At 69.9% G+C, this 21,403-nt stretch carries 19 protein-coding genes; 10 read left to right on the top strand and 9 right to left on the bottom strand.

Annotated features, from left to right (window positions below; genetic code table 11):
• Positions 1-56: 56 nt before the first annotated feature.
• The 3 genes from ACZ4S3_RS21545 (at position 57) to xylB (ending at position 3,399) form a co-directional block, all read left to right on the top strand.
• Complete coding sequence (locus ACZ4S3_RS21545; RefSeq protein WP_467936534.1) at positions 57-866, top strand: DeoR/GlpR family DNA-binding transcription regulator; 810 nt, start codon at positions 57-59, stop codon at positions 864-866.
• A gap of 87 nt (positions 867-953) precedes the next feature.
• Positions 954-1,952 carry a zinc-dependent alcohol dehydrogenase family protein gene (locus ACZ4S3_RS21540; protein ID WP_467936532.1) on the top strand — a complete coding sequence of 333 codons (999 nt, stop codon included), beginning with the start codon at positions 954-956 and terminating at the stop codon, positions 1,950-1,952.
• A gap of 43 nt (positions 1,953-1,995) precedes the next feature.
• The gene (xylB, locus tag ACZ4S3_RS21535) at positions 1,996-3,399 is read left to right on the top strand and encodes a xylulokinase (protein ID WP_467936530.1); all 1,404 of its coding nucleotides are present in this window, start codon (positions 1,996-1,998) and stop codon (positions 3,397-3,399) included.
• 33 nt (positions 3,400-3,432) lie between these two features.
• On the opposite strand, the gene ACZ4S3_RS21530 is transcribed toward xylB, so the two are convergent.
• The 4 genes from ACZ4S3_RS21530 to ACZ4S3_RS21515 form a co-directional block, all read right to left on the bottom strand.
• Positions 3,433-4,680 (bottom strand): HTTM domain-containing protein, encoded by a 1,248-nt coding sequence (locus tag ACZ4S3_RS21530; RefSeq protein ID WP_467936528.1) that lies wholly within the window; start codon positions 4,678-4,680, stop codon positions 3,433-3,435.
• Positions 4,677-5,270, bottom strand: coding sequence for a DUF5819 family protein (locus ACZ4S3_RS21525; protein ID WP_467936526.1), 594 nt, complete (start codon positions 5,268-5,270; stop codon positions 4,677-4,679). Before ACZ4S3_RS21525 ends, ACZ4S3_RS21530 begins: the two co-directional genes overlap by 4 nt.
• Positions 5,271-5,444: 174 nt before the next feature.
• Entirely contained in the window at positions 5,445-6,242 is a 798-nt protein-coding gene (locus tag ACZ4S3_RS21520; protein WP_467936525.1) for a hypothetical protein, read from the bottom strand.
• Between the two features lie 293 nt (positions 6,243-6,535).
• Entirely contained in the window at positions 6,536-7,078 is a 543-nt protein-coding gene (locus ACZ4S3_RS21515) for a LuxR C-terminal-related transcriptional regulator (protein ID WP_467936524.1), read from the bottom strand.
• 950 nt (positions 7,079-8,028) lie between these two features.
• On the opposite strand from ACZ4S3_RS21515, the gene ACZ4S3_RS21510 reads away from it, so the two are divergent.
• A complete protein-coding gene (locus ACZ4S3_RS21510; RefSeq protein ID WP_467936521.1) occupies positions 8,029-8,712 on the top strand; it encodes a DUF899 family protein in 684 nt (227 codons plus the stop codon).
• Positions 8,713-8,990: 278 nt separating this feature from the next.
• Here the strand turns inward: ACZ4S3_RS21510 and ACZ4S3_RS21505 are convergent, their stop codons facing one another.
• Together ACZ4S3_RS21505 and ACZ4S3_RS21500 are read right to left on the bottom strand one after the other, a co-directional pair.
• On the bottom strand, positions 8,991-9,395 hold the full coding sequence (locus ACZ4S3_RS21505; protein ID WP_467937000.1) for an MmyB family transcriptional regulator: 405 nt from the start codon (positions 9,393-9,395) through the stop codon (positions 8,991-8,993).
• A 37-nt stretch (positions 9,396-9,432) separates the two neighbouring features.
• Positions 9,433-10,665 (bottom strand): MFS transporter, encoded by a 1,233-nt coding sequence (locus ACZ4S3_RS21500; protein WP_467936519.1) that lies wholly within the window; start codon positions 10,663-10,665, stop codon positions 9,433-9,435.
• A gap of 73 nt (positions 10,666-10,738) precedes the next feature.
• Between ACZ4S3_RS21500 and ACZ4S3_RS21495 the strand changes: the two genes are divergently transcribed.
• Positions 10,739-11,497 carry a DeoR/GlpR family DNA-binding transcription regulator gene (locus ACZ4S3_RS21495; protein WP_467936517.1) on the top strand — a complete coding sequence of 253 codons (759 nt, stop codon included), beginning with the start codon at positions 10,739-10,741 and terminating at the stop codon, positions 11,495-11,497.
• A 4-nt stretch (positions 11,498-11,501) separates the two neighbouring features.
• Positions 11,502-12,161, top strand: coding sequence for an HAD family hydrolase (locus ACZ4S3_RS21490; protein ID WP_467936515.1), 660 nt, complete (start codon positions 11,502-11,504; stop codon positions 12,159-12,161).
• 29 nt (positions 12,162-12,190) lie between these two features.
• Here ACZ4S3_RS21490 and ACZ4S3_RS21485 read toward each other — a convergent pair whose 3' ends face one another.
• Both ACZ4S3_RS21485 and ACZ4S3_RS21480 read right to left on the bottom strand, forming a co-directional pair.
• Positions 12,191-13,453, bottom strand: coding sequence for a PP2C family protein-serine/threonine phosphatase (locus tag ACZ4S3_RS21485; protein ID WP_467936513.1), 1,263 nt, complete (start codon positions 13,451-13,453; stop codon positions 12,191-12,193).
• A 97-nt stretch (positions 13,454-13,550) separates the two neighbouring features.
• A complete protein-coding gene (locus tag ACZ4S3_RS21480; protein WP_467936510.1) occupies positions 13,551-14,309 on the bottom strand; it encodes an IclR family transcriptional regulator in 759 nt (252 codons plus the stop codon).
• 478 nt (positions 14,310-14,787) lie between these two features.
• Between ACZ4S3_RS21480 and rsgA the strand changes: the two genes are divergently transcribed.
• Complete coding sequence (rsgA, locus tag ACZ4S3_RS21475) at positions 14,788-15,915, top strand: ribosome small subunit-dependent GTPase A (RefSeq protein ID WP_467936508.1); 1,128 nt, start codon at positions 14,788-14,790, stop codon at positions 15,913-15,915.
• A gap of 163 nt (positions 15,916-16,078) precedes the next feature.
• Positions 16,079-17,545, top strand: coding sequence for a DNA-3-methyladenine glycosylase 2 family protein (locus ACZ4S3_RS21470; protein ID WP_467936998.1), 1,467 nt, complete (start codon positions 16,079-16,081; stop codon positions 17,543-17,545).
• A gap of 90 nt (positions 17,546-17,635) precedes the next feature.
• On the opposite strand, the gene ACZ4S3_RS21465 is transcribed toward ACZ4S3_RS21470, so the two are convergent.
• Positions 17,636-18,118, bottom strand: a complete 483-nt coding sequence (locus tag ACZ4S3_RS21465) for a DUF456 domain-containing protein (RefSeq protein ID WP_467936506.1) — start codon at positions 18,116-18,118, stop codon at positions 17,636-17,638.
• A 198-nt stretch (positions 18,119-18,316) separates the two neighbouring features.
• Here ACZ4S3_RS21465 and ACZ4S3_RS21460 point away from each other — a divergent pair, with 198 nt between their 5' ends.
• Together ACZ4S3_RS21460 and ACZ4S3_RS21455 are read left to right on the top strand one after the other, a co-directional pair.
• The gene (locus ACZ4S3_RS21460) at positions 18,317-19,495 is read left to right on the top strand and encodes a protein phosphatase 2C domain-containing protein (RefSeq protein WP_467936504.1); all 1,179 of its coding nucleotides are present in this window, start codon (positions 18,317-18,319) and stop codon (positions 19,493-19,495) included.
• A gap of 70 nt (positions 19,496-19,565) precedes the next feature.
• Positions 19,566-21,308, top strand: a complete 1,743-nt coding sequence (locus tag ACZ4S3_RS21455) for a pyruvate dehydrogenase (protein ID WP_467936502.1) — start codon at positions 19,566-19,568, stop codon at positions 21,306-21,308.
• The last annotated feature ends 95 nt before the right edge of the window (positions 21,309-21,403 follow it).

The following is a 21,403-nucleotide window of genomic DNA, read 5'->3' as shown; positions in this document are numbered from 1 at the left end:
CCTAGGGTGGGAGCACGGCGAAGAACCGCCACGGAAACGAACGGGGGGTGCCCACGATGAGAGCGAGCCGCGGCTCCGAGGCCGAGGTCGAGGAGCGCCGGCAGGCGGTGCTGCGCCATGTCGCCGAGGAAGGCGAGATCCGCATCGCCGACCTCGCCGGGCGCATGCACGTCAGCGTGATGACCATGCACCGGGACCTGGACAACCTCCACGACCGACAGCTACTGCGCAAAGGGCGCGGCGTGGCGACGGCCTTCTCCAACCTCGCCATGGAGAGCGCCCTGCGCTTCCGGGAGAACGCCAATGTCGAGGTCAAGACCGCCATCACCGACGCGCTGATGGAAGAGGTCGCCCCCGGCGACACGGTGCTGATCGACTGCGGCTCCACCCTCTTCCCGCTCGCCCGCCGGCTCGCCACCGTCGACGGGATCCGCGTCATCACCAACTCCCTGCGTATCACCTACCTCCTGGCGGCGTCCCCGGCCGAGGTGACGCTGCTGGGGGACCGTTTCTACGAGGACTTCGAATCCTGCGCGGGTCCACAGACCCGGCGTCAGCTGCAGGACATCCGCGCCACCGTCGCCTTTGTCACCGCCACCTCGGTCCGCGACGGCCGGCTCTACCACCCGGTGCGCGAATACGCGGAGACCAAACAGGCCTATCTGCAGGCCGCCGACCGCGCCGTACTGGCCGTCGACCACAGCAAGTTCGGCCGCACCGCCACCTACCCCTACGGCGATGTCAGCGGCTACGACCTGCTGGTCACCGACGCCGGCACCCCGGAGAGCGAACTCGGGCCCGTCCGGGACCTCGGCGTCGAGGTCCGCACCGTCGAGGTCCGCCGCCCCGACGACCCCCACAGCTGAACCCGCCGCCCCGGCCGAGGCTCCCGCCTTCCCCTCTCCCCCCCCCGAGCGCATCCCCGAGCGCATCCCCGAGAAAGGCCCCGATCCATGCGTGCTGTCGTCATCCACACCCCCGGGCACTACGAGGTCACCACCGTCGACGACCCCACCCCGGGCCCCGGCGAGGTCATCGTCGCGCCCGCCGCGGTGGGCATCTGCGGCACCGATGTGCACATCGTCCAGGGCGAGTTCGCGCCCACCCCGTACCCGATCATTCCCGGCCATGAGTTCACCGGCGAGATCGTCGCGCTGGGGGCGGGAGTCACCGGACTGCGTACCGGTGAGCAGGTCGCCGTCGACCCGTCCCTCTTCTGCGGCGCCTGCCACTACTGTGCGATCGGGCACGGCAACCTGTGCGAGAACTGGGGCGCGATCGGCGACACCGTGGACGGCGCGATGGCCGAATATGTGAAGGTACCGGCCGCCAACTGCTACCGGCTGCCCGAGAGCATCGACGTCACGCAAGGCACCCTGATCGAGCCGCTGTCGTGCGCGGTACGCGGCTTCGACGTCCTGCCACGCCGCCTCGGCGACCACTACCTCGTCTACGGTGCGGGCACCATGGGACTGATGATGCTTCAGCTCGCCAAGGCCGCCGGCGCGGCATCCCTCTCGGTCGTCGACATCAACAAGGACCGGCTGGAGATCGCCGAACGCCTCGGCGCGGACGCCACCGCAACGAGCGCCGCCGATCTGGGCCGGCCGCAGGGCTGGGAGACCGTCATCGACTGCACCGGCGTCATCCCCGTCATCGAGGACGGCCTCACCCGGGTCCGGCGCGGTGGCACCTTCCAGCAGTTCGGCGTCGCGCCGTCCGCCGCCAAGGCATCGTTCTCCCCCTTCAGCGTCTACAACGACGAGATCACCATCGTCGGATCGATGGCCGTCCTGCACAGCTTCGGCCGCGCCGTGGACCTGATGGCGAAGGGCGTCATCGACGCCGACACGATGATCACCCACAGCTTCGGTCTGGACGACTTCGGCGCCGCCCTCCAGACGTTCCGTGACGGCTCGGGTCGCAAGATCCAGCTCCGCCCGCAGCCCTGAACTCCCCTGCCCTCTCGTCTCGTTGCACGGAAGCGACATCGTCATGCCCACAGTTGCCGGGGTGGACTCCTCTACCCAGTCCTGCAAGGTCGTCGTCTGTGACGCCGATACCGGAGAGGTCCTCCACCGGGGCCGCGCCTCCCACCCCGATGGCACCGAGGTCGCCCCCGAGGCCTGGTGGCAGGCGCTCCTCGACGCGGGCAACGGCCTCCTGGAACACGTGGATGCCCTCGCGGTCGCGGGTCAGCAGCACGGCCTGGTGGCCCTTGATGCGGCCGGGCAGCCGGTGCGCGACGCGCTGCTGTGGAACGACACCCGCTCCGCGCAGGCCGCGGCGGATCTCGTCGACGACCTCGGCGGGCCGGAGAAATGGGCGGCGGCGGTCGGCACCGTACCGGTCGCGGCCATCACCGTCGCCAAACTGCGCTGGCTGGCCGAGCACGAGCCGCACCTCGCGGACCGAACCGACCGGGTGCTGTTGCCGCACGACTGGCTGACCTGGCAGTTGTGCGGCGGCCCCGGTACGCGCGCCGAACCGGTCACCGACCGGGGAGACGCCTCGGGCACCGGCTACTGGGCGCCGGCCGAGGGCGCCTACCGCCACGACCTCCTCGCCCTCGCCTTCGGTGACCGCACTCCCCAACTGCCCCGCGTGCTCGGCCCGTACGAAGCGGCCGGCCGCACGCCGCGCGGTGCTCTGGTGGCGCCCGGGACCGGCGACAACATGGGCGCGGCCCTGGGACTGGGCATCCAGCCGGGCGACGTGGTGATCTCGCTGGGCACCAGCGGCACCGCCTTCGCCCTCTCCGAGCACCCCACGGGCGACCCCACCGGCGCCGTCGCCGGCTTCGCCGACGCCACCGGCCGCTTCCTGCCGCTGGTTTGCACCCTCAACGCCGCCCGGGTCCTGAGCTCCGCCGCCCGCATGCTCGGCGTCCCGCTCGACGATCTCGACCCCCTCGCCCGCGAGGCCGAGCACGGCGCCGGCGGCCTGGTCCTGCTCCCCTACCTGGGCGGGGAGCGCACCCCCAACCTCCCTGAGGCCGCCGGCAGCCTGATGGGCATGCGCAAGGCAAACATGCACCCGCCGAACCTCGCCCGCGCAGCCGTCGAAGGCATGCTCTGCAATATGGCCGACGCCCTCGACCGGCTACGGGCCCAACACGTCAGTGCCCGGCGCGTACTCATCATCGGAGGAGCCGCCAAGGCCCCCGTGGTCGGCGAGATCGCCGCCGAGATCTTCGGCACCCCGGTCACCGTCCCCGAACCCGAGGAGTACGTCGCCCTGGGCGCGGCCCGACAAGCCGCCTGGACCCTGGCAGGCACACCGGAGCCGCCGCACTGGCCGCTCGCCACCGCCAGAGAGATCCCCGCCCCGGCCGACGGCTCCACCGGCCGCCGCATCCGGGAGGCGTACGCCCATGCCCGGTCGATGGTGTACGGGTGAGGACGCGGTACTTGCAGTCCCACGCGTCCCGCATCAGGCGTGGTAGTGGAGGACGGGCTCGAGCTCGGTCTCTTTCCGGGCCATCTGTGGTGTGGGCGCCGTGGCTCGCGTCCGCGTCACTGCGCGTACCACGCGGTCGCCGATCCATCGCAGGACGGAGGTCGGCAGGAAGAGCGCGTCCGCCCCGAACATCACCAACGAGAAGAAGGGAAGGCCCAGCAGAATACCGATGCCCGCATGCATCATCATCATGATCGCGACCATCACGGTCCTCGCGCGCCTGTTGAAGAGCATGAAAGGAAAGGCGACTTCGGCCATCACCGTGCCGTAGCTCAACAGGATGATGAGCACGCTGCTGCTCGCGATGGCGTGGGACAACGCGGGCCACGGGGTGAAGACCCCCAAGTGCAACGGGTAGTAGAGCGCTGTGCCGTCCTGCCAGTGGGAGCCCTGGATTTTGTACCAGCCGGCAGTCGAGTAGACCAGGCACACCTGAACCACGAGCACGAACATCGCACCCGCGTGCACGACGTTGCCGACCATCTCCATCACGGTGCGTGGCTCCCCGGGCGCGTAGCGCCGCACCAGCCACCACGCCGCTTGCGCGAAGAGGAAGCCCCAGAGCAGCAACGCCCAGCCCATGCTCAACTTGCCGAGCACGGTGACCAAGGCGAGCACGGCGGCGAAAAACGCCCACATGACGATGCCGACCACGTCCCGGTCGCCGCCCCCACCGATACGGCGGGCCGCCGCACGCCGCGCGTCCAACGACCAGACCTGGCCGCAGCGGGTGAATACCAGGTAGATCACCACGATGTGGATGAGATTGTCGCTGCCGTCCCCCATGAAGGGGCCACGGTTCAGCAGCGCCAGTGCACCGATCATGAAAAGCAGTGAGGCGGTACGGGTCCGCCACCCAAGGAGCAGCATCACCGACGCGGCCATCGCCGCCGCGTAGACCACCTCGAACCACAGCCGGCTGTCAGACCACATGAGGGCCGTGAAGGCCTGGTTTGTGGCGATCAGTTCGTGGGCCATGTTCCAGCTCCACGGGCTGCCCACCCCGTAGAGCTCGTCGCGGTGCACCCACTCGCGCAGCAGATAGGCGAGCCAGGTGAACGAGAAGCCGATCCGGACGACCGCCGACTGGTACGGCGCGATGGGGCCGCTGGTGATACGCGCGAGGCCCCGCCCGATCGCGGCGCCGAGCGTGCGCCGTAGCCCGGCCAAAGGTGACGGCACGGATTCGCGGCCGGGCGTGCCCGGAATGTATGCGCTCACTTGAAGTCCTCGCTATCGACGCTCCACCACGGTTCCACCTGATAGCTGGTCGTGCTGTCGATGTGCTGATTGCTCCACGAAGGCGGCGCCACCGGGATATTGGCCGACCGCACCTGGATGAGCTGCACGGCGCCGCCCTTGAAGTGCGGTCCAAGACGATGGGCGGCGATGCGCAACACGTACTCCCGCGTCAGCTTTCCCATCACATCGATGGGGCGACCCTGTTCATCGTGCCAGTCAAGAAAGTTGGTCCAGGCGATGCGCAGTTCGTTCTGATTCGTCTGACTGGGGAGAGGACTGTGCTGGATTTGCGCTTCGTCTATCGCGGTCAAGTCCACCCAGCTGGTGGTGGAGAGGTTTCCGTTGGGCATCCGGACCTTCGCACGTGCCTGTACATGGTAATTGATCGAAGTCGGGTTGGGGGCGAACAGCTTCCAGTCCTGCGTGAGTTCGGGAGAGAGGTACTTTTGCATTCCTGCGGAATGCTGCTCGGAGAGCGGATTCAGCGGCGCAATGCTGAAAAAGACCATTGCCAGGTGCACGGTAGCCGCGACCAGCACGCCCACCACAGCGACCGCGATGATGCTCACCGATACACGCGAGAGACCGAATTTCCCGCTCCGCCTGCCGATATGATCCGGCGGCAATTTGGCGCCCTGGCCCGCACCGCCCGGAACCTGTCCGGTCGGTGCGGGCCTATGCGGAAGGGCCTCATTTGGCGCCCCGCTACGAGGTGATTGCCTGGCATTGCCTGTCGTCATGGCTCAGCCCTGGGTGTTGCCCTGGGTGTTGCCTTGGGTGTTTCCCTGGCCCGCGTTGCCGCCTGCGTTGCCTTGGGTGTTGCCCTGGGTGTTGCCCTGACCGGCTGCGTTGCCCTGGGTGTTGCCCTGGGTGTTGCCTTGGGTGTTGCCCTGGCCCGCGTTGCCGCCTGCGTTGCCCTGCGTGTTGCCCTGGGTGTTGCCCTGACCAGCTGCGTTGCCCTGGGTGTTGCCCTGAGTGTTGCCTTGGGTGTTGCCCTGGCCGGCCGCGTTGCCTTGGGTGTTGCCCTGCGTGTTGCCTTGGGTGTTGCCCTGGCCGGCCGCGTTGCCCTGCGTGCTGCCCTGGGTGTTGCCCTGGGTGTTGCCCTGGGTGCTGCCTTTCGTGTTGCCCTGGGTGTTGCCCTGGGTGTTGCCCTGGGTGCTGCCTTGCGTGTTGCCCTGGGTGTTGCCCTGGGTGTTGCCCTGGGTGTTGCCCTGGGTGTTGCCTTTCGTGTTGCCCTGAGTGTTGCCCTGGGTGTTGCCTTGCGTGTTCCCTTGAGTGTTCCCCTGTGTGTTCCCCTGTGTGTTCCCTTGTGTATTTCCTAGGAAGTTGTTGAAGCAACGCCTTTGCCCATTGATCCAACGGCACCGGCGGCGGTCCGGAGTATTCACCTTCGAATGGGCACCTTTTGCGTGGCTCTGCGCTGTCTGCGCAGCTACCGAACTTACGGCCTGAGGCGCAGTTCCCGCCTCAGCGGCCGTGATGCCGTATCCGCCTGCCGCCAAGCAAATGGCTGTCGCAACACCGAGCATCTTCTTCTTCATGGTCAGCACCGTGAAAAAATTTGAGGAATGTCAAAAGGGAGTCGCGCAAATTTGTCATCTTCACCTGCGACGACCTGGAAGGCCGGTGACGTGAGTGCGAAATCCCGTGGCTCCCACATGAGCGTCTCCATGCGCGCCGCGCCGCGACGCGACATGTCGTTGACGCTGCTTCATTGCGTTCTACCACGCAACGTTTGTCTAATTCACCCAAAAATTCAAGGGGCAGAATGGCTGGTTTGGGTGTGGGTAAAACCGTCGACTGTCATATGGGGTAGAACTGCCTAGTTCGAAAGTCAATAACCAGTCAGGCCGTAGCGGAGCGCCAGCCGGGTCAGATCCGCCCGTCGGTGCGAGCCGCTCTTGCTGCGCAGCCGGTCCAGATGTGAATGCACGGTGTTTTCGGTGATGTTCAACTTGCTGGCGATCTCCCGGTCTGTGGCACCGCTGGCAAGGAGTTGCAGGATCTGCCGCTCGCGGTCGGTGATGTGGAGAGGCGGCACGGGCAGGACCCGGCCGTTGAGGTGAGTGGAGAAGTAGCTGCACCCTGAAGCTACGGCACGGATGGCGGTAAGCAATTCCGCCTCGCCAATTCTCTGGCCCAGGTAACCACGCGCGCCGGCCTTAATGCACAAGACTACGTCGGATTGCGTTTCGGAGACCGACAGCACAATGACCGAATGTCCTTGCAGGTGCAATTGGGCGACGGCATTGGAGGTCTCCCAGGTAGGCAGCTGCAGGTTCAGCAGGACGACCCCTCCGCCATTACCGTTGCTGGGATGATCGCCAACCTTCCTGACCGAGTGCACAATCTGCAGATCCGGCTCGGGGTTGATCACGTGTGCCAGGCCGTGCAGAAGGAGCGGGCAGTCGCAGATGACACTAATAGGCGTTAGGGGCGCGTTCATCGAGGTCCCAGGGGAGAGAGGAACACCCGCCACGCGACGGGCAACGGAGTCGACGGCCGTCGGTCCTACCGTCTCACCCCCAGACTGGACCCATTTTCGACCATCGGCATGCCTAGTACGCCAGGCGGCGCACCTGACCTGCCCCCTGACCTGCGCGGGCACGCACTTGCGCCGACCGGGTCGCGGGCGCCCGGGACGCGTTCGGTGGCCGTTTCGGTCGGGTGGTACAGGCGCCCCGGAGGTGTTCCAGCTCTGCGATCCGGGCGTCACCGCGGCGTTGCCGCGAGCAGGCGCGACGGCGGCCTGTTCGGTGGCGTCCGGGGGAGCTCATTTCCCTACCCTTCCTCCACTTCGCCCCCTCCTTTCCCGAGAAGACAAGGAGGGGCGCTGAACTGCGGATGAAACTCCGAGCACGATGACTAAATCCCTGGCGAATTCCCGGGAATTGCATGAGTGGGCGGACGCCGGCAACGATCGCAGAAATTCGGGCACGTTGACGGCCTCGTGCCGCTGGCGCTGCCGCTTAACGTAGCCGTGCCACCGCGCCTATCTGAAAACGCATGGCGCCATTGCACGGGTGCAGCGACCTGATGCGGGTGCCGTGCACCGGTGACTGGGCCGTGATCGAGCTGGAGAACGGACTGAGCGGCGATCATGTCGACGGTGTGGTGCGGGGATTGCTGCCGCGGCGTATGTCGTTGGTGGGATCGACTACGTCAAAGTCTTTGTGCCTCTGTGGAGCGGAGACGGAGGCGTAACGTCCCCGAGCACCACTGGTTCGGAGGACATTGCCCCCGCAGGGCCGCCTCGAACGCCATGCAAGGCCATACGCGTCCCCATAGACTGGGAAAACGGGTGAATCGCCCCCTTCAGGAGGCGCCATGCGGCACACCAGACTGCCCGGCGAATCGGCGGACTACCTCGCCGCCCGGGAAGAGCTCCGACTGGCCGAGATCGACCTCATGCGCCACCGCGAACGCGTCGCCGCCCAGCGACGCACGCTCCCGTCGGGGCCGGCCGTCGATGACTACGTCTTCATCGAAGGCCCCTCCGACCTCGACGCGGGCGACGCACCGGTCCGCGAGGTCTCCCTGAGCGGGCTGTTCACCACGCCGGAACGCCCGTTGATCGTCTACCACCTCATGTACGGCAAGAAGCAGACCGAGCCATGCCCGATGTGCACCCTGTGGATCGACGGCTTCAACGGCATCGCCCACCACATCGCCCAGAACGCCGACTTCGCCATCGCCGCGGCCGCCGACCCGCCCGTCCTGCGGCAGCATGCGCGCAACCGTGGATGGCACGGGCTGCGGCTGCTGAGCTGCGGGGACAGCACGTTCAAGTACGATCTCGGCAGCGAGGACAAGGACGGCGAGCAGGACTCGACGATCTCCGTCTTCACCCAGGACGTCGACGGAACCCCGCGCCACTCCTACTCGGCACACCCCCGCATGGCCGTCGACATCGACCAGCGCGGCATCGACCTCCTCGCCCCCCTCTGGCACCTCCTCGACCTCACTCCGCGCGGCCGGGGCGGCGACTGGTGGCCGCGGCTCGACTACTGACCGTCGGCCGCGCGGGCAGCACCGGTTTCGCTCCAGCAGCCGGTCACCCCGAAGCGTTCCGCGCCCTGGTGGGATCCCGCGCCGGGGCCGTGGCCGTGGTGACCCACGGCGGACGAAGCCGGCACTCCCCACGGTTTCACCTGCACCGCGCTGTGCTCGGTATCCCTCGACCCGCCGCGAGGTGACGTGGACCGACGCCTGCGACCCGCCCGGCCCCGGTCCGCTCCTCTACGGCAGGCGCCGCTACCCGGCATGGCCGGACTGAAAGCGCGCCGCGTTCACCCGCCCTCGGTGAGTCTGTGCACAGCCGCCTCGGCGTCCCGGTCATCGGGCAGATAGCACAGGAAGTGATGGCCGGGCTCGTCGACGGCGGCCAACTTCACGTAACGCAGCCGCAGTTCACCTGCGACGGGGTGCCGGAAGCGCCGCATCGCGGGCTGGTAGACGGCCGTCTCCCGCCGGTCGTACCAGCGGGCCGCGTCCGGGTCCTGGGTGATCTCGCCGACGATCTCGGCGTACCGCCCGTCGTCGGGATGCCGGGCTGCGTTGGCACGGAACTGCCCCAGCAGATAGCGCGCTTCCGTCTCCCAGTTCACGATCAGGGCGCGGGCCGGGGGCCAGCGGAACACCAGCCACGGCAGATTGCGCCGCTTCGGAGGCAAGCGCGGGGGGTCGGTGAGCAGCGCTGCGGATCCTGGGCTACGTGAACGGGATCCTGGACTACGTGAAGGGGACGGTCTCGTCGGGTGCCGGGGCCCGAAGCGGGCCGAAGCCGTCGAGCCCTTCCCCTTCGGCCGCGGCGCCGGCGGGGCGCAGGGCGCCGGCCGTGCAGGCGGCGATGAGGCAAAACGCCACGGGCAGGAAGAACGTGACGTTGAGTGCGATGAAGTGGGTCAGCGGTCCGATGAGGGCGGGCCCGGCGAGCATGCCGAGGTAGCCGAGGCCCGCGACGCGGGAGACGTTGGCTCCGGCGGCGTCCCGGTCGGTGTGGCCTGCCGCGCTGAAGAGCTGGGGGATGCAGCCGGACAGCCCGGTTCCGAACATGGTCCAGCCGATCAGGGCCAGGGGAATCCAGGGGGACAGCGCCACCACCGTCAGGCCGAGTGCGGCCATGGACGCTCCGTAGCGGAGGATGGCCACCGGGCCGAATCGCGCGGCCACCCGGTCGGCGAGCAGGCGTCCGATGGTCATGGCGGTGGCGAAGGCTCCGTAGGCGAGGGCGGCGGTGGCGGCCGGCGCGTTCAGGACGTCCCTGAACTGGAGCACGCTCCAGTCGTTGGCCACGCCTTCGCAGAGCATGAGCATCAAGGCGAGAGCGGCCAGTCCCCAGATCCGCCGGGGAGTCCTGCGCCGGGTCTTCGCAACAGGGCCGGCGGTTTCTTCGGTCCGGGGGCGCTCGGGCCGCAGCAGAGCGGGGGCGGCCGCCGCGGCCACGGCGAGGCCGAGAAGCGCCATCGCGCCGAGGGTGACCGGCGGGCTCCAGTTCCAGCTGAGTGTGCGGGCGCCGACCAGCGCGGCAAGGACGCCGCCGATGGAGAAGGTGGCGTGGAAGGCGGACATGACGGGCCGTTGGTAGCCGCGCTCGACCTGGACGGCATGGGCGTTCATGCTGACGTCCAGGCAGCCGTTGCCGAAGCCGAGTGCGAGCAGCGCCGCCCCGAGCGTCCAGACGTTGGCGGCCAGGCCCGGCAGGATCAGGGTCGCGCTGCACAGTGCCGCGCCGGCCGGCACGACGGCGCGGGCGCCGAACCGGTCGGTGAGCGGTCCGCTGATCTGCATGCCCGCGAAGGCTCCCGCGCCGAGCAACAGCAGGAGCCAGCCGAGCAGGGCATGGCTTATCCCGGCGCGGTGCTCGATGACGGGAATGTGGACGATCCACATCCCCATGAGGAAGCCGTTCAAGGCGAAGTAGGCGAAGGTGGCCAGCCGGCCGGCTCGCAGTGGTCTCTTCATGCTTACGAACGTAACGAACAAATTCTCTGTTCGTAAGGTTGCCGTTTGAACGCAATCAATGTTCAATATGGGCATGGCGAGCAGAGACCGACTCAGGCAGATCACCGATGCCGTGCGCGAGGCGGGCCGCATCGGCGTCGCGGAGCTGGCCGGACTCACCGGCGCTTCGGAGATGACCATCCGCCGCGACCTGGAGGTCCTGGCCGACCAGGGCGTTCTGGAGCGTTACCGCGGAGGAGCGAGAAGCCTGGTGCTGCGCGGCGATGAACCCCCCTTCGCGCTGCGGGCGCAGGAGGGGCTGGAGGCCAAGCGGCGCATCGCCGCCGAGGTCGACGGGCTGATCGCCGACGGCGAGTCCGTCGTCCTCGACAGCGGCACCACCTGCCTGGAGGTGGCCCGTGCGCTCGAACACCGTCGGCTGACCGTGATGCCGCTGTCCCTCCACGCGGTGAACGCGCTGGCCATGGCACCGCAGCTGACGCTGCTGGTCCCCGGCGGCCGGCCGCGGCCGGGCGAGCTGGCGCTGGCCGGCCCTCTGACCGCGGCGTCGCTGGCCGCCCTCCGCTTCGACACCGCCGTCATCGGCTGCTGCGGACTGCAGGCGACGAACGGTCTGACCGCCTACGACCTGGAGGACGCCGCCGTCAAGCGCGCCGCGATCGCCTCGGCTCGCCGCGTCATCGCCGTCGCGGAGGCCGCCAAGCTCTCCCGCACCGCCCTCGCATTCGTCGCCCCCGCCTCCGCTCTGCACGCCGTCGTCACCGACGAGGCAGCCCCCAGCGATGAGACCGACGCACTGGCCGCGGCGGGCGTGGCCGTTCGAAAGGTGTGACCACGTGACCGGCACCGTGCTCTTCGACCTGTTCGGCGTCATCGCACGCCACCAGTCCCAGGAAGGCAAGAACCGGCTGGTCCGGACGGCGGCCGTGCCCGCCGAGGCCTTCTGGGGTGCCTACTGGGCACAGCGCCCGCCGTACGACCGCGGAGAGGTGACCGCTTCCGGCTACTGGCGTCAGGTGGCCGGCTCCCTCGGCACCCACTTCGACGACGACCGGATCGCACAGCTCATCGAGGCCGACATCGCCGGCTGGAGCGCCGTCGACGAGACCATGGTCGCCCTGATCGAAGAGCTCGCGGCGTCCGGCCGGCGTATCGCGCTGCTGTCCAACATCCCCGAGGAACTGGCCGCCCACTACGAAGAACACCACGGCTGGCTCAAGCGCTTCCACCTGCGCGCCTTCTCCTGCCGCATCGGCCACGCCAAACCCGAGCCGGACGCCTACCGGTGGTGCCGGAACGCTCTGCGCGCCGCACCGGATCGCATCCTCTTCGTCGACGACCGTCAGGACAACGTCCGCGCCGCCGAGGCGACCGGCATGCGCGGCCACCTTTTCACCACGCCCGCCCGGCTGAGGGAAGCCCTCGACCGGTGGGACGCGGGCAGCGGCCATGGCGCGGTGCCCGCCTCGCCCCGGATCCGGCCGGGGCCATCGTGATCATCCGTCTCGGTTACCGTCACTCCCTCTCAGGTGCTGTCACAGCGAACGTCTTCCACGGCTTCGTCGGCGTGCTGCGACTGGGAGACGAATCTGCTGCCTACGGAAGCCTGGGAGGCCTGGGAGGTGTGGGGGGCCTGGCACCCACCGGCGGATGTCGAGTCGGCAACGGTCGGTTTCCGGAGCAGAAGCAGCGCCGCGTCGTCGTGGAGCCGGCCGCCCACGTGCGTCAGCAGGTCGTGATGCAGAGCGGCGAGGGTGCGGGACGGTTCGTCCGACATGTGCCGTGCCACCCGCTGGGTGAGCGGGTAGAACTCACGGCTGTGGTTACGGGCCTCGGTGACCCCGTCGGTATAGAGGAGCAACTGGTCGCCGTCGGTGAAAGGCAGCACCTGGAGGCTCGGGGCCTCACCGGTGAGGGCGCTCAGCCCGAGCGGCGGAGCCGGATGGGTCGGTTCGACGGCCAGGACGTCGGATTCGCGGACCAGGAGCGGAGGGGCGTGTCCACAGTTGACCACCTCCAGGCATCCGGCCCGGGGGAACCCGGCGACCACAGCGGTGACGAAGTCGTCGGGACCAAGGTTGCGCGCCAGGCTCCGCTCGATCCTGCCGACGACAGCCAGGAGGTCCGGCTCGTCGTAGGCGGCCTCGCGGAAGACGCCGAGCACGAGCGCGGCGGTGCTCACCGCAGGCAGGCCCTTGCCGCGCACATCGCCAACGATCAGCCGGACTCCGTACGGGGTGGGCACCAGCGCGTAGAGGTCCCCGCCGATTCGGGCCTCCGCCGCGGCGGCGCTGTAGCGGACGGCCACCTGGAACTGGCCGACAGCGGCGGGTACGGGTTTGAGCAGGGCGTGCTGGGCGGCTTCGGCGACCGAGCGGACGGCTGCCAGTACCCGTTCTCGATGCCCGCGCAGCGCGCTGGCCAGGCCGCTCGCCAGGGTTACGGCGACCAGTGTGGACAGCATGATCGCTTGAGCGCGGCCGGATGCACCGCCCTGGGTCCCGAGCACGGCGCCCAGGGCCGTGGCGAGGAAGCCGATACGAAGGACTCCCCACGGCCTGCTGGTGGCAGCGGCCAGCGCAGGCCCGACGGCGAGCAGCGGCAACCAGACCATCCCGGCTCCGTTGACGGCGGCGAGGAGCGCCACGGCGGCGATGATCAGTGCGGGTGCCCCCGCGGCGAGGCGGGCTGCGGTGTGTGGCTGGTCCGGTGCCCCGGAGCCGGGTGCCCGCTTGCTGAGCTTCCAGGTCGGTCGACGGTCGCGCTGAGGGTCTCGGGCCTGACTCATGTTCTCGACCGCAACTCCCCGATCCGTTGGCATACGCCTCTGTGTCCGTTTTGTTAAGAAAACAGGCATTTGCGGGTGAGTCGCAAGGTCGAGAATTTCAGATAGTGAGCGAAAGACCCCTGGTCACGCGACTCGCTGCGGGGAGAAGCCGCGCTCGGACCTGGTCGATGCGGGTGACCTGGTCCGCCCGAAGGGAGACGCCGAGCGAGCCGAGCGAGTCCCCGCTGTATACGGGCACCGCGATGCACACCGTGCCGAGGGCGTACTCCTCCAGGTCCATGACGGCCGAGGCGGTGGGTGACGAGTCGAGCCGTCGGAGCAGTTCGGAACGGTGGGTGATGGTGCGGGGCGTGAGATCGGCGAGTGGGTGCCGGGAGAGGTAATCGTTGCGGGCGTCGTCGTCGAGCTCGCGCAGAACACACTTACCCAGCGCTGTGGCATGCCCGGCATCCTCGAATCCCACCCAGAGGTCGACCCGAGGTGCCCGGGGGCTGTCGACGATCTCGATGACCCGGATCTCGCCCTCCTTGTAGAGGGTCAGATAAGCGGCGGCCGACAGTTCGTCCCGTAGAGCGGCGAGCACGGGACGGACGCGGGTGAGCTGCGTCTGTCCGTGGCTTCCGACGTGCAACGTGTGCAGCTTGTCCCCGATGACGAACCCGCCGTCCTCCAGCTTCCTCAGGTATCCGTCATGGACCATCGTCCGCAGCAGGTGATAGGTGGTGGCCAGGGGCAGCTCTGCCTCGCGTGCCAGCTGCTTCGCCGGGGCACCGCCCTCGTGTGCCCCCACGGCCTCCATCAAGCGGAAGGCTCGCTGCACGGACGTAATGAGCGTAGGGCCGTCCTGAGCACCCACACCACAAGCTTGCGCCCGGCGCACCGTGCCAGCAAGGTTCCTCGGCCGGCATCGCCGAAACGACGGCCGGTCGCCGCCGCGGCGCCGGCCCGATCACCCAAGCCCGGCGCCCGGCCGCGCACGCTCGCGCCCATACCTGCCGGCGCAGGGCGCTTGGCCGCCGCGCCCTGGCAGATCGGACAGGTCGAGGTCCGGGTACGCCGCGGGTGTCGGCGAAGGGGGTGCGGGAAAAGGGTTGGCGCTGTTGTCCGGTGCTGCTCTACGCTCAGCGATGTTCTTGACGGTGGCCTGGAGCTGCCGTCGTCGGCCGTTGAGGAATCCGGGAGGTGAGTACTGATGACTGTCATTGCGATGGGCGTTGCCCGTACCCAGAAGATCATCAATTTCACCTTCGTGGTCTCCGGCTGACTCGACTTTTCGCCTCTCCTCGCGCGTTGCGCGCGCAGCCGGGACTGCACCTTCTTGAAGGGTCATCCCGTTGTTCGACCTCAATCCTTCCGCTGCGCACCCACTGGCCGGTTACGGCTGGGACGAAGCGTTCGCGGAGAGTTTCCTCCCCTTTGCCGGGCAGGGGTTTGTGCCCGGCCGTATCGTCCGCGTGGATCGCGGACGGGTGGATGTTGTCGTGGCTGACAGCGACGGCATCCGGACCGTTCTGGCGGACACCGCACTCGTAGCGACGAGCGATCCGATGCGCGTGCCGTGCACCGGTGACTGGGCCGTGATCGATCTGGAGAACGGGCTGATCGCCGATCATCTCGACGGTGTGGTACGGGCGTTGCTGCCGCGGCGTACGTCGTTTGTGCGGTCGACGTCGTCGAAGCGATCCGAGGGGCAGATCCTGGCGGCCAACGTCGATCATGCGGTGATCGCGGTATCGCTGGCCGATGCGCTGGACCTCGGGCGTATCGAGCGGTTCGTCTCGCTCGCCTGGGAGAGCGGGGCGCAGCCGCTGGTGGTGCTGACCAAGGCGGATCTGGCCGGGGAGGCGGACGGGCTGGCGTATCTCCTCGCGGATGCCGAGTCCGCGGCTCCCGGGGTGCAGGTGCTGGCGGTCAGCTCGACGACCGGTGCGGGGCTCGATGTGCTGGCCGCCGTGCTCGCCGGCGGGACGTCCGTACTGCTGGGGCAGTCCGGGGCCGGCAAGTCCACGCTGGCCAACGCGCTGGTCGGCGCGAGCGCGCAGGTCGTCCAGGCCATCCGGGACCGGGACGGCAAAGGGCGGCACACCACCACGACGCGGGATCTGCTGGTGCTGCCGTGCGGTGGGGTGCTGATCGATACACCCGGGCTGCGCGGCGTCGGGATGTGGGACGCGGCGGGCGGGCTGGCGCGGACGTTCTCGGATGTCGAGGCGCTGGCCGGGGACTGCCGTTTTCACGACTGTGCGCATGAGGCGGAGCCCGGTTGCGCGGTGCTGGAGGCCGTCGGGAGCGGGGCGCTGTCCGAGCGTCGGCTGGAGAGCTACCGGAAGCTGCAGCGCGAGAATCTGCGGATCGTCGCGAAGACGGATGCCCGGCTGCGGGCGGAGATGCGGCGGGACTGGAGGCAGAAGCAGGCGTTGGGGCGGCACATGGGGGAGCGGAAGCGGGGGCCGCTGAGGTAGCGCAGGAGGCGGGGAGCAGTTGCCGGGGGCTGCCTCTGGCGGGCCCCGGCGGTCGCCGGAGCTGCGTCCGATGGTGGGCCCCGGCGGCCGCCAGCGCTGCGTCCGAATTCCGCCGGAGAGGGGGGTTCGGACGGCGCACACTGGGGCCGTGAGGAACGATGTGATGGACGACGAGACCCGGTACGAAGCGGTGTCCAGTCGGGATGCGCGATTCGACGGGGAGTTCTTCTTCGCGGTGCGGACCACGGGGATCTACTGCCGGCCGAGCTGCCCCGCGGTCACTCCCAAGCGGGTCAATGTGCGGTTCTTCCCGTCGGCCGCCGCCGCGCAGGGCGCCGGATTCCGGGCCTGCCGGCGGTGCCGGCCGGATGCCGTGCCGGGGTCGGCGGAGTGGAATGTCCGGGCCGATCTGGTCGGCCGTGCCATGCGGTTCATCGGCGACGGGGTGGTCGACCGGGAGGGCGTCGGCGGACTGGCGCGGCGGCTGGGCTACAGCGCGCGTCAGGTGCAGCGGCAGCTGACCGCGGAGCTCGGCGCGGGCCCGGTGGCGCTGGCGCGGGCCCGCCGGGCGCACACCGCCCGGGTGCTGCTGCAGACCACGGAGCTGCCGGTCACCGAGCTGGCGTTCGCGGCCGGGTTCGCCAGCATCCGGCAGTTCAACGACACGATGCGGGAGATCTACGCCGGTACGCCGAGCGAGCTGCGGGCCGCCGCGGTCCGGGGCAGGGCCCGCAGCGCGGCCGGCGGGATTCCGCTGCGGCTGACCTACCGGGGCCCGTTCGCGGAGGCCGAGCTCTTCGACTTCCTGCAGATTCGGGCGGTACCCGGCGTCGAGGAGATGCGGGGGGAGCGGGGCGGCCGCACCTACCGCCGGATGCTGCGGCTCGACTACGGCACCGGCCTCGCGGAGGTCGACGAGTGCAACGGCGTGCGGGCCCGGCGCACCCCGCCCGCGGGCCGGGTGTGCCCGGCGGCGCGGGGCGCGGACGGCGGCTGGCTGGAGTGCCGGCTGCGACTGACCGATCTGCGGGACCTGTCGACGGCCGTCCAGCGGCTGCGCCGCCTCTTCGACCTGGACGCCGACCCCTACGCCGTGGCGGAGCGGCTGGGCACCGATCCCGTGCTCGGCCCCCTGGTGGCCGAACGCCCCGGGTTGCGTTCGCCCGGTGCGGCGGACCCCGAGGAGCTCGCCGTACGGACGGTGCTCGGCGGGCCCCCGGAGCGCGCCGCGGAGCTGGTGCGGGCGTACGGCAAGCCGCTGGATGCGCCCGATGGCGGGCTCACCCATGTCTTCCCGGCACCGGCCGAGCTGACCGGTGCGGACGTCCCGGCACCGGTGCGCGCGCTGTGCGCCGCGCTCGCCGACGGGGCGATCGCGCTGGACGCCGGCGCGGACCGCAACGCCGCCGAGCGTGCGCTGGCCGCCCTCCCCGGCGTCGGGCCGCGGGCGGCCGCGTACATCCGGATGCGGGGGATGGGGGACCCGGATGTGGGAGCCGGTTCCGGGGCGGCCGGTGTGGCGGACGCGTGGCGGCCCTGGGGCGCGTATGCGCTGCATCATCTGTGGCGCGCCGGGTTGCGGGCGGAGGGGGACATCCCGGGGGTGGCGGAGGCGGCCGCATACGCATGACGCGTAGGCAGGACCCGTACGCGTGACCCCGTATGCAGGGTCCGCCGGTACGCAGGACCCGCCGGTACGCATGACCTGCCCGTACGCCGCTCACTTCGCGAGCACGGCCCCCGCCCAGGCGCCGACGACCAGCAGACAGGCGAACAGCTCGACCAGCACGCTCAGGCCGATGGCCCGCATGACCGTGCGGGTCGAGGCCCAGGCGTCGCCGTGGCTGCCCAGCCGGACCCGCTCGAGGACGTACAGGCCGCCGACGGCGCCGAGCAGACCGCCGATGACCGGGATCACGAAGAACCCGACGATGCCCGCCACCCCCGCCACGAAGAGCGTGCGGAAGGGCGCACCGGCCGCGCGGAGATTGCGGGCCGGCAGCAGCCATTTGAGGGCCTGGTTGAGGAGCAGCAGGACGGTGGCGGCGATCAGGATCGTCCAGGCGACGCCGGTCTGCTCGGTCATCGCCCACCACAGCACCCCGGCCCATACGATCGGCGGCCCCGGGACGCCTGGCACCAGCACCCCGAGCAGCCCGAGCAGCATGACCAGGCCGACCGCGACCAGCTGCCACCCGCTCATGTGACGGCTCTCCCCCTGGGGGCACCCCCCAGCGGAAGCTGGGGGACATCGGCCGAGGGGACCCCCACGCTGCGCTCTCTCATGGCCCAAGCCTGCCGGAAGCGGGCCCGGCGCGCGCTCCGACGGACGGCACCGGCCCGGCGGGAGCCCGTCTTCGCGCCCTGTTTCCGCGGTACGCATCCAGGGACAATGCGGGCCATGACGGAGCAGGGGGCACGGCGCGGCCAGGAGGACCAGTGGTGGCGGCAGTTGTACGGAGAGGGGGAGGCGGGGGACGGGCCGGGACGTGGCGGGGTGCGGGACGCCGGGCCGTCCGATGATCCAGACACCCTCGATGACCGGGTCGACTCGGCACTGCGGGCGGTGGCTCCGCCCCGAGGGAGGCGGCCGGGCCCGGCGCGGAGACGGCAGCCGCTGACGGCACCTCAGCCGCCCGCGGCGCCGGCGCCGCCCACGGCCCGCCGGGAACCCCCCACGGGCGACGTCCCTGGCGATGTCTCTGGCGATGTCATCGGCGACGTCACCGACGACGTCATCGGCGACTGCCCGGAGCCGGTGGCGCTCCCCGCCGCCGACCCCGCCGCGCTCGACGCCCTGGTGCCCGACACCGAGCTGGACGGCGCCGCATACGGCTCGCTCACCCTCCGCGCCGCCTCCCTGCGCGGCGACGCCGCCCGCTACCACGGCACACCCCGCCGCGACGCCCTGCTCACCGCCCGCTTCGGCACCGGCCGGGACACCCTGATCCTGGTCGCCGTGGCGAGCGCCCCGCCGGGTGCCGAGGGCTCCCAGCGCGCCGCCCGCGACGCCTGCACCTGGATCGGCGGCGCGGTCGGCCGCAGTTGCACCCGATTGGCCGACGACATCCGTACGGCCCTCCCCCACCCTCGAACGGACTCGGCCGGGAGGCCCCCCATCGACGCCCTCAGGTCCGGGCTGCGGCGGCTCACCGACCGCAGCTACGGCAAGCTGCGCGGCCGGGCCACGGAACTGGGCACCGCGCCGGAGGAATACACGGCCACGCTGCGCTGCCTGCTGCTGCCCGCCGACCCGGAATGCCGTACCCGGGTGTTCTTCGGCGCCGGCGCCGGCGGCCTCTTCCGGTTGCGCGACGGCGCCTGGCAGGATCTGGAGCCCGCCGCGGCGGACGCCGAGCCGTTCCTCTTCCGGACGGCCGTCGCCCGCGCCGGGGACGCCCTGCTGCTGTGCAGTACGGGCCTGGCGGAGCCGCTGCGCGCGGACGCCGCGTTCGCCGCCCGACTGGCCGACCGGTGGGGCGCCCGGCCGCCCGGCCTCGTCGACTTCCTGACCGCCGCCCGGTCGCGCGTCGAGGGCCATCCGAAAGACCGTACGGCCGTGGGGGTATGGGAGTCGTAGCGCGGGCGAACCGCCCCGCCCCATGGGTTGATGGAAACCAAGCCACCCGCCGTCGGAGGAGCGCGCCACCATGCCCAAGCAGAACGTCGCCGAGCAGTTCGTGGACATCCTGGTGCGGGCGGGAGTGCAACGGCTCTACGGAGTCGTCGGAGACAGCCTGAACCCGGTGGTGGACGCCATCCGGCGGAACTCCGCGATCGACTGGATCCAGGTCCGGCACGAGGAGGTGGCCGCCTTCGCCGCCGGCGCGGAGGCGCAGCTCACCGGCAAGCTCGCCGCCTGCGCCGGATCCTGCGGCCCCGGGAACCTGCACCTCATCAACGGTCTCTTCGACGCGCACCGCTCCATGGCCCCGGTGCTCGCCCTCGCCTCCCACATCCCCTCCAGCGAGATCGGCACCACCTTCTTCCAGGAGACCCACCCCGACCGGCTGTTCGTCGAGTGCAGCCACTACAGCGAACTGATCTCCAGCACCCAGCAGATGCCCCGCGTCCTGCAGACCGCCATCCAGCACGCCATCGGCCAGAGCGGCGTCGCGGTGGTCTCCCTCCCCGGCGATATCGCCGCCGAGCCCGCCCCGGAGCGCGCCATCGAGCACGCCCTGGTCACCGCGCGTCCCTCCGTACGGCCGGGAGACGCCGAGGTCGACACATTTGCGCGGATGATCGACGAGGCCGGCAAAATCACGCTGTTCTGCGGCAGCGGCACGGCGGGCGCGCACGCCGAGGTGATGGAGTTCGCGGAGCGGGTGAAGTCCCCGGTCGGGCATGCGCTGCGCGGCAAGGAGTGGATTCAGTACGACAACCCGTACGACGTCGGCATGAGCGGCCTCCTCGGGTACGGCGCGGCCTACGAGGCCACCCACGAGTGCGATCTGCTGATCCTGCTGGGTACCGACTTCCCCTACAACGCCTTCCTCCCCGACGACGTGAAGATCGTCCAGGTCGATGTCCGGCCCGAACACCTCGGCCGCCGCTCCAAGCTCGACCTCGCCGTCTGGGGCGATGTCCGCGAGACGCTGCGCTGTCTGATCCCCAAGGTGCGGCTGAAGACGAACCGTAAATTCCTGGACCGGATGTTGAAGAAGCACGCCGACGCGCTGGAGGGCGTGGTCAAGGCCTACACCCGCAAGGTGGAGAAGCACACTCCGATCCACCCCGAGTACGTCACCTCCGTCCTGGACGAGGAGGCCGCCGACGACGCGATCTTCACCGTTGACACCGGCATGTGCAACGTCTGGGCGGCCCGCTATCTCACCCCCAACGGCCGTCGCCGGGTGATCGGTTCGTTCAGCCACGGCTCGATGGCCAACGCGCTGCCGCAGGCGATCGGCGCGCAGTTCCTCGACCGCCGGCGGCAGGTGGTCTCGATGTCGGGCGACGGCGGATTCGCCATGCTGATGGGCGACTTCCTCACCCTGGTCCAGTACGACCTGCCGGTGAAGGTCGTCCTCTTCAACAACTCCTCCCTGGGCATGGTGGAGCTGGAGATGATGGTCTCCGGCCTGCCCTCCTACGGCACCACCAACCGCAACCCGGATTTCGCGGCGATCGCCCGCGCAGCCGGCGCGCACGGCGTACGGGTGGAGAAGCCCAAGCAGGTGCGCGGCGCCCTGCGCGATGCTTTCCGGCACAACGGTCCGGCGCTGGTGGACATCGTCACCGACCCCCACGCCCTGTCGATCCCGCCGAAGATCAGCGCGGAGATGGTGTCCGGCTTCGCGCTGTCCGCCGGAAAGATCGTGCTGGACGGCGGAGTCGGCAAGATGCTGCAGATGGCCCGCTCAAACCTGCGGAACATCCCCCGGGTCTAGACGGCATGCGTTCGACGTCCCCCTAGTACTGCAACCGCATGTGGGGTGTGTGGCCTCGGCGTTGGTAGTGGCAGTGGCGGGCTCGGGCTTGGCTG

Source organism: Streptomyces sp. NPDC028368, assembly GCF_055565615.1.
The sequence above is the reverse complement of the archived record's forward strand: the minus strand, read 5'-3'. Positions and strand labels throughout refer to the sequence as shown.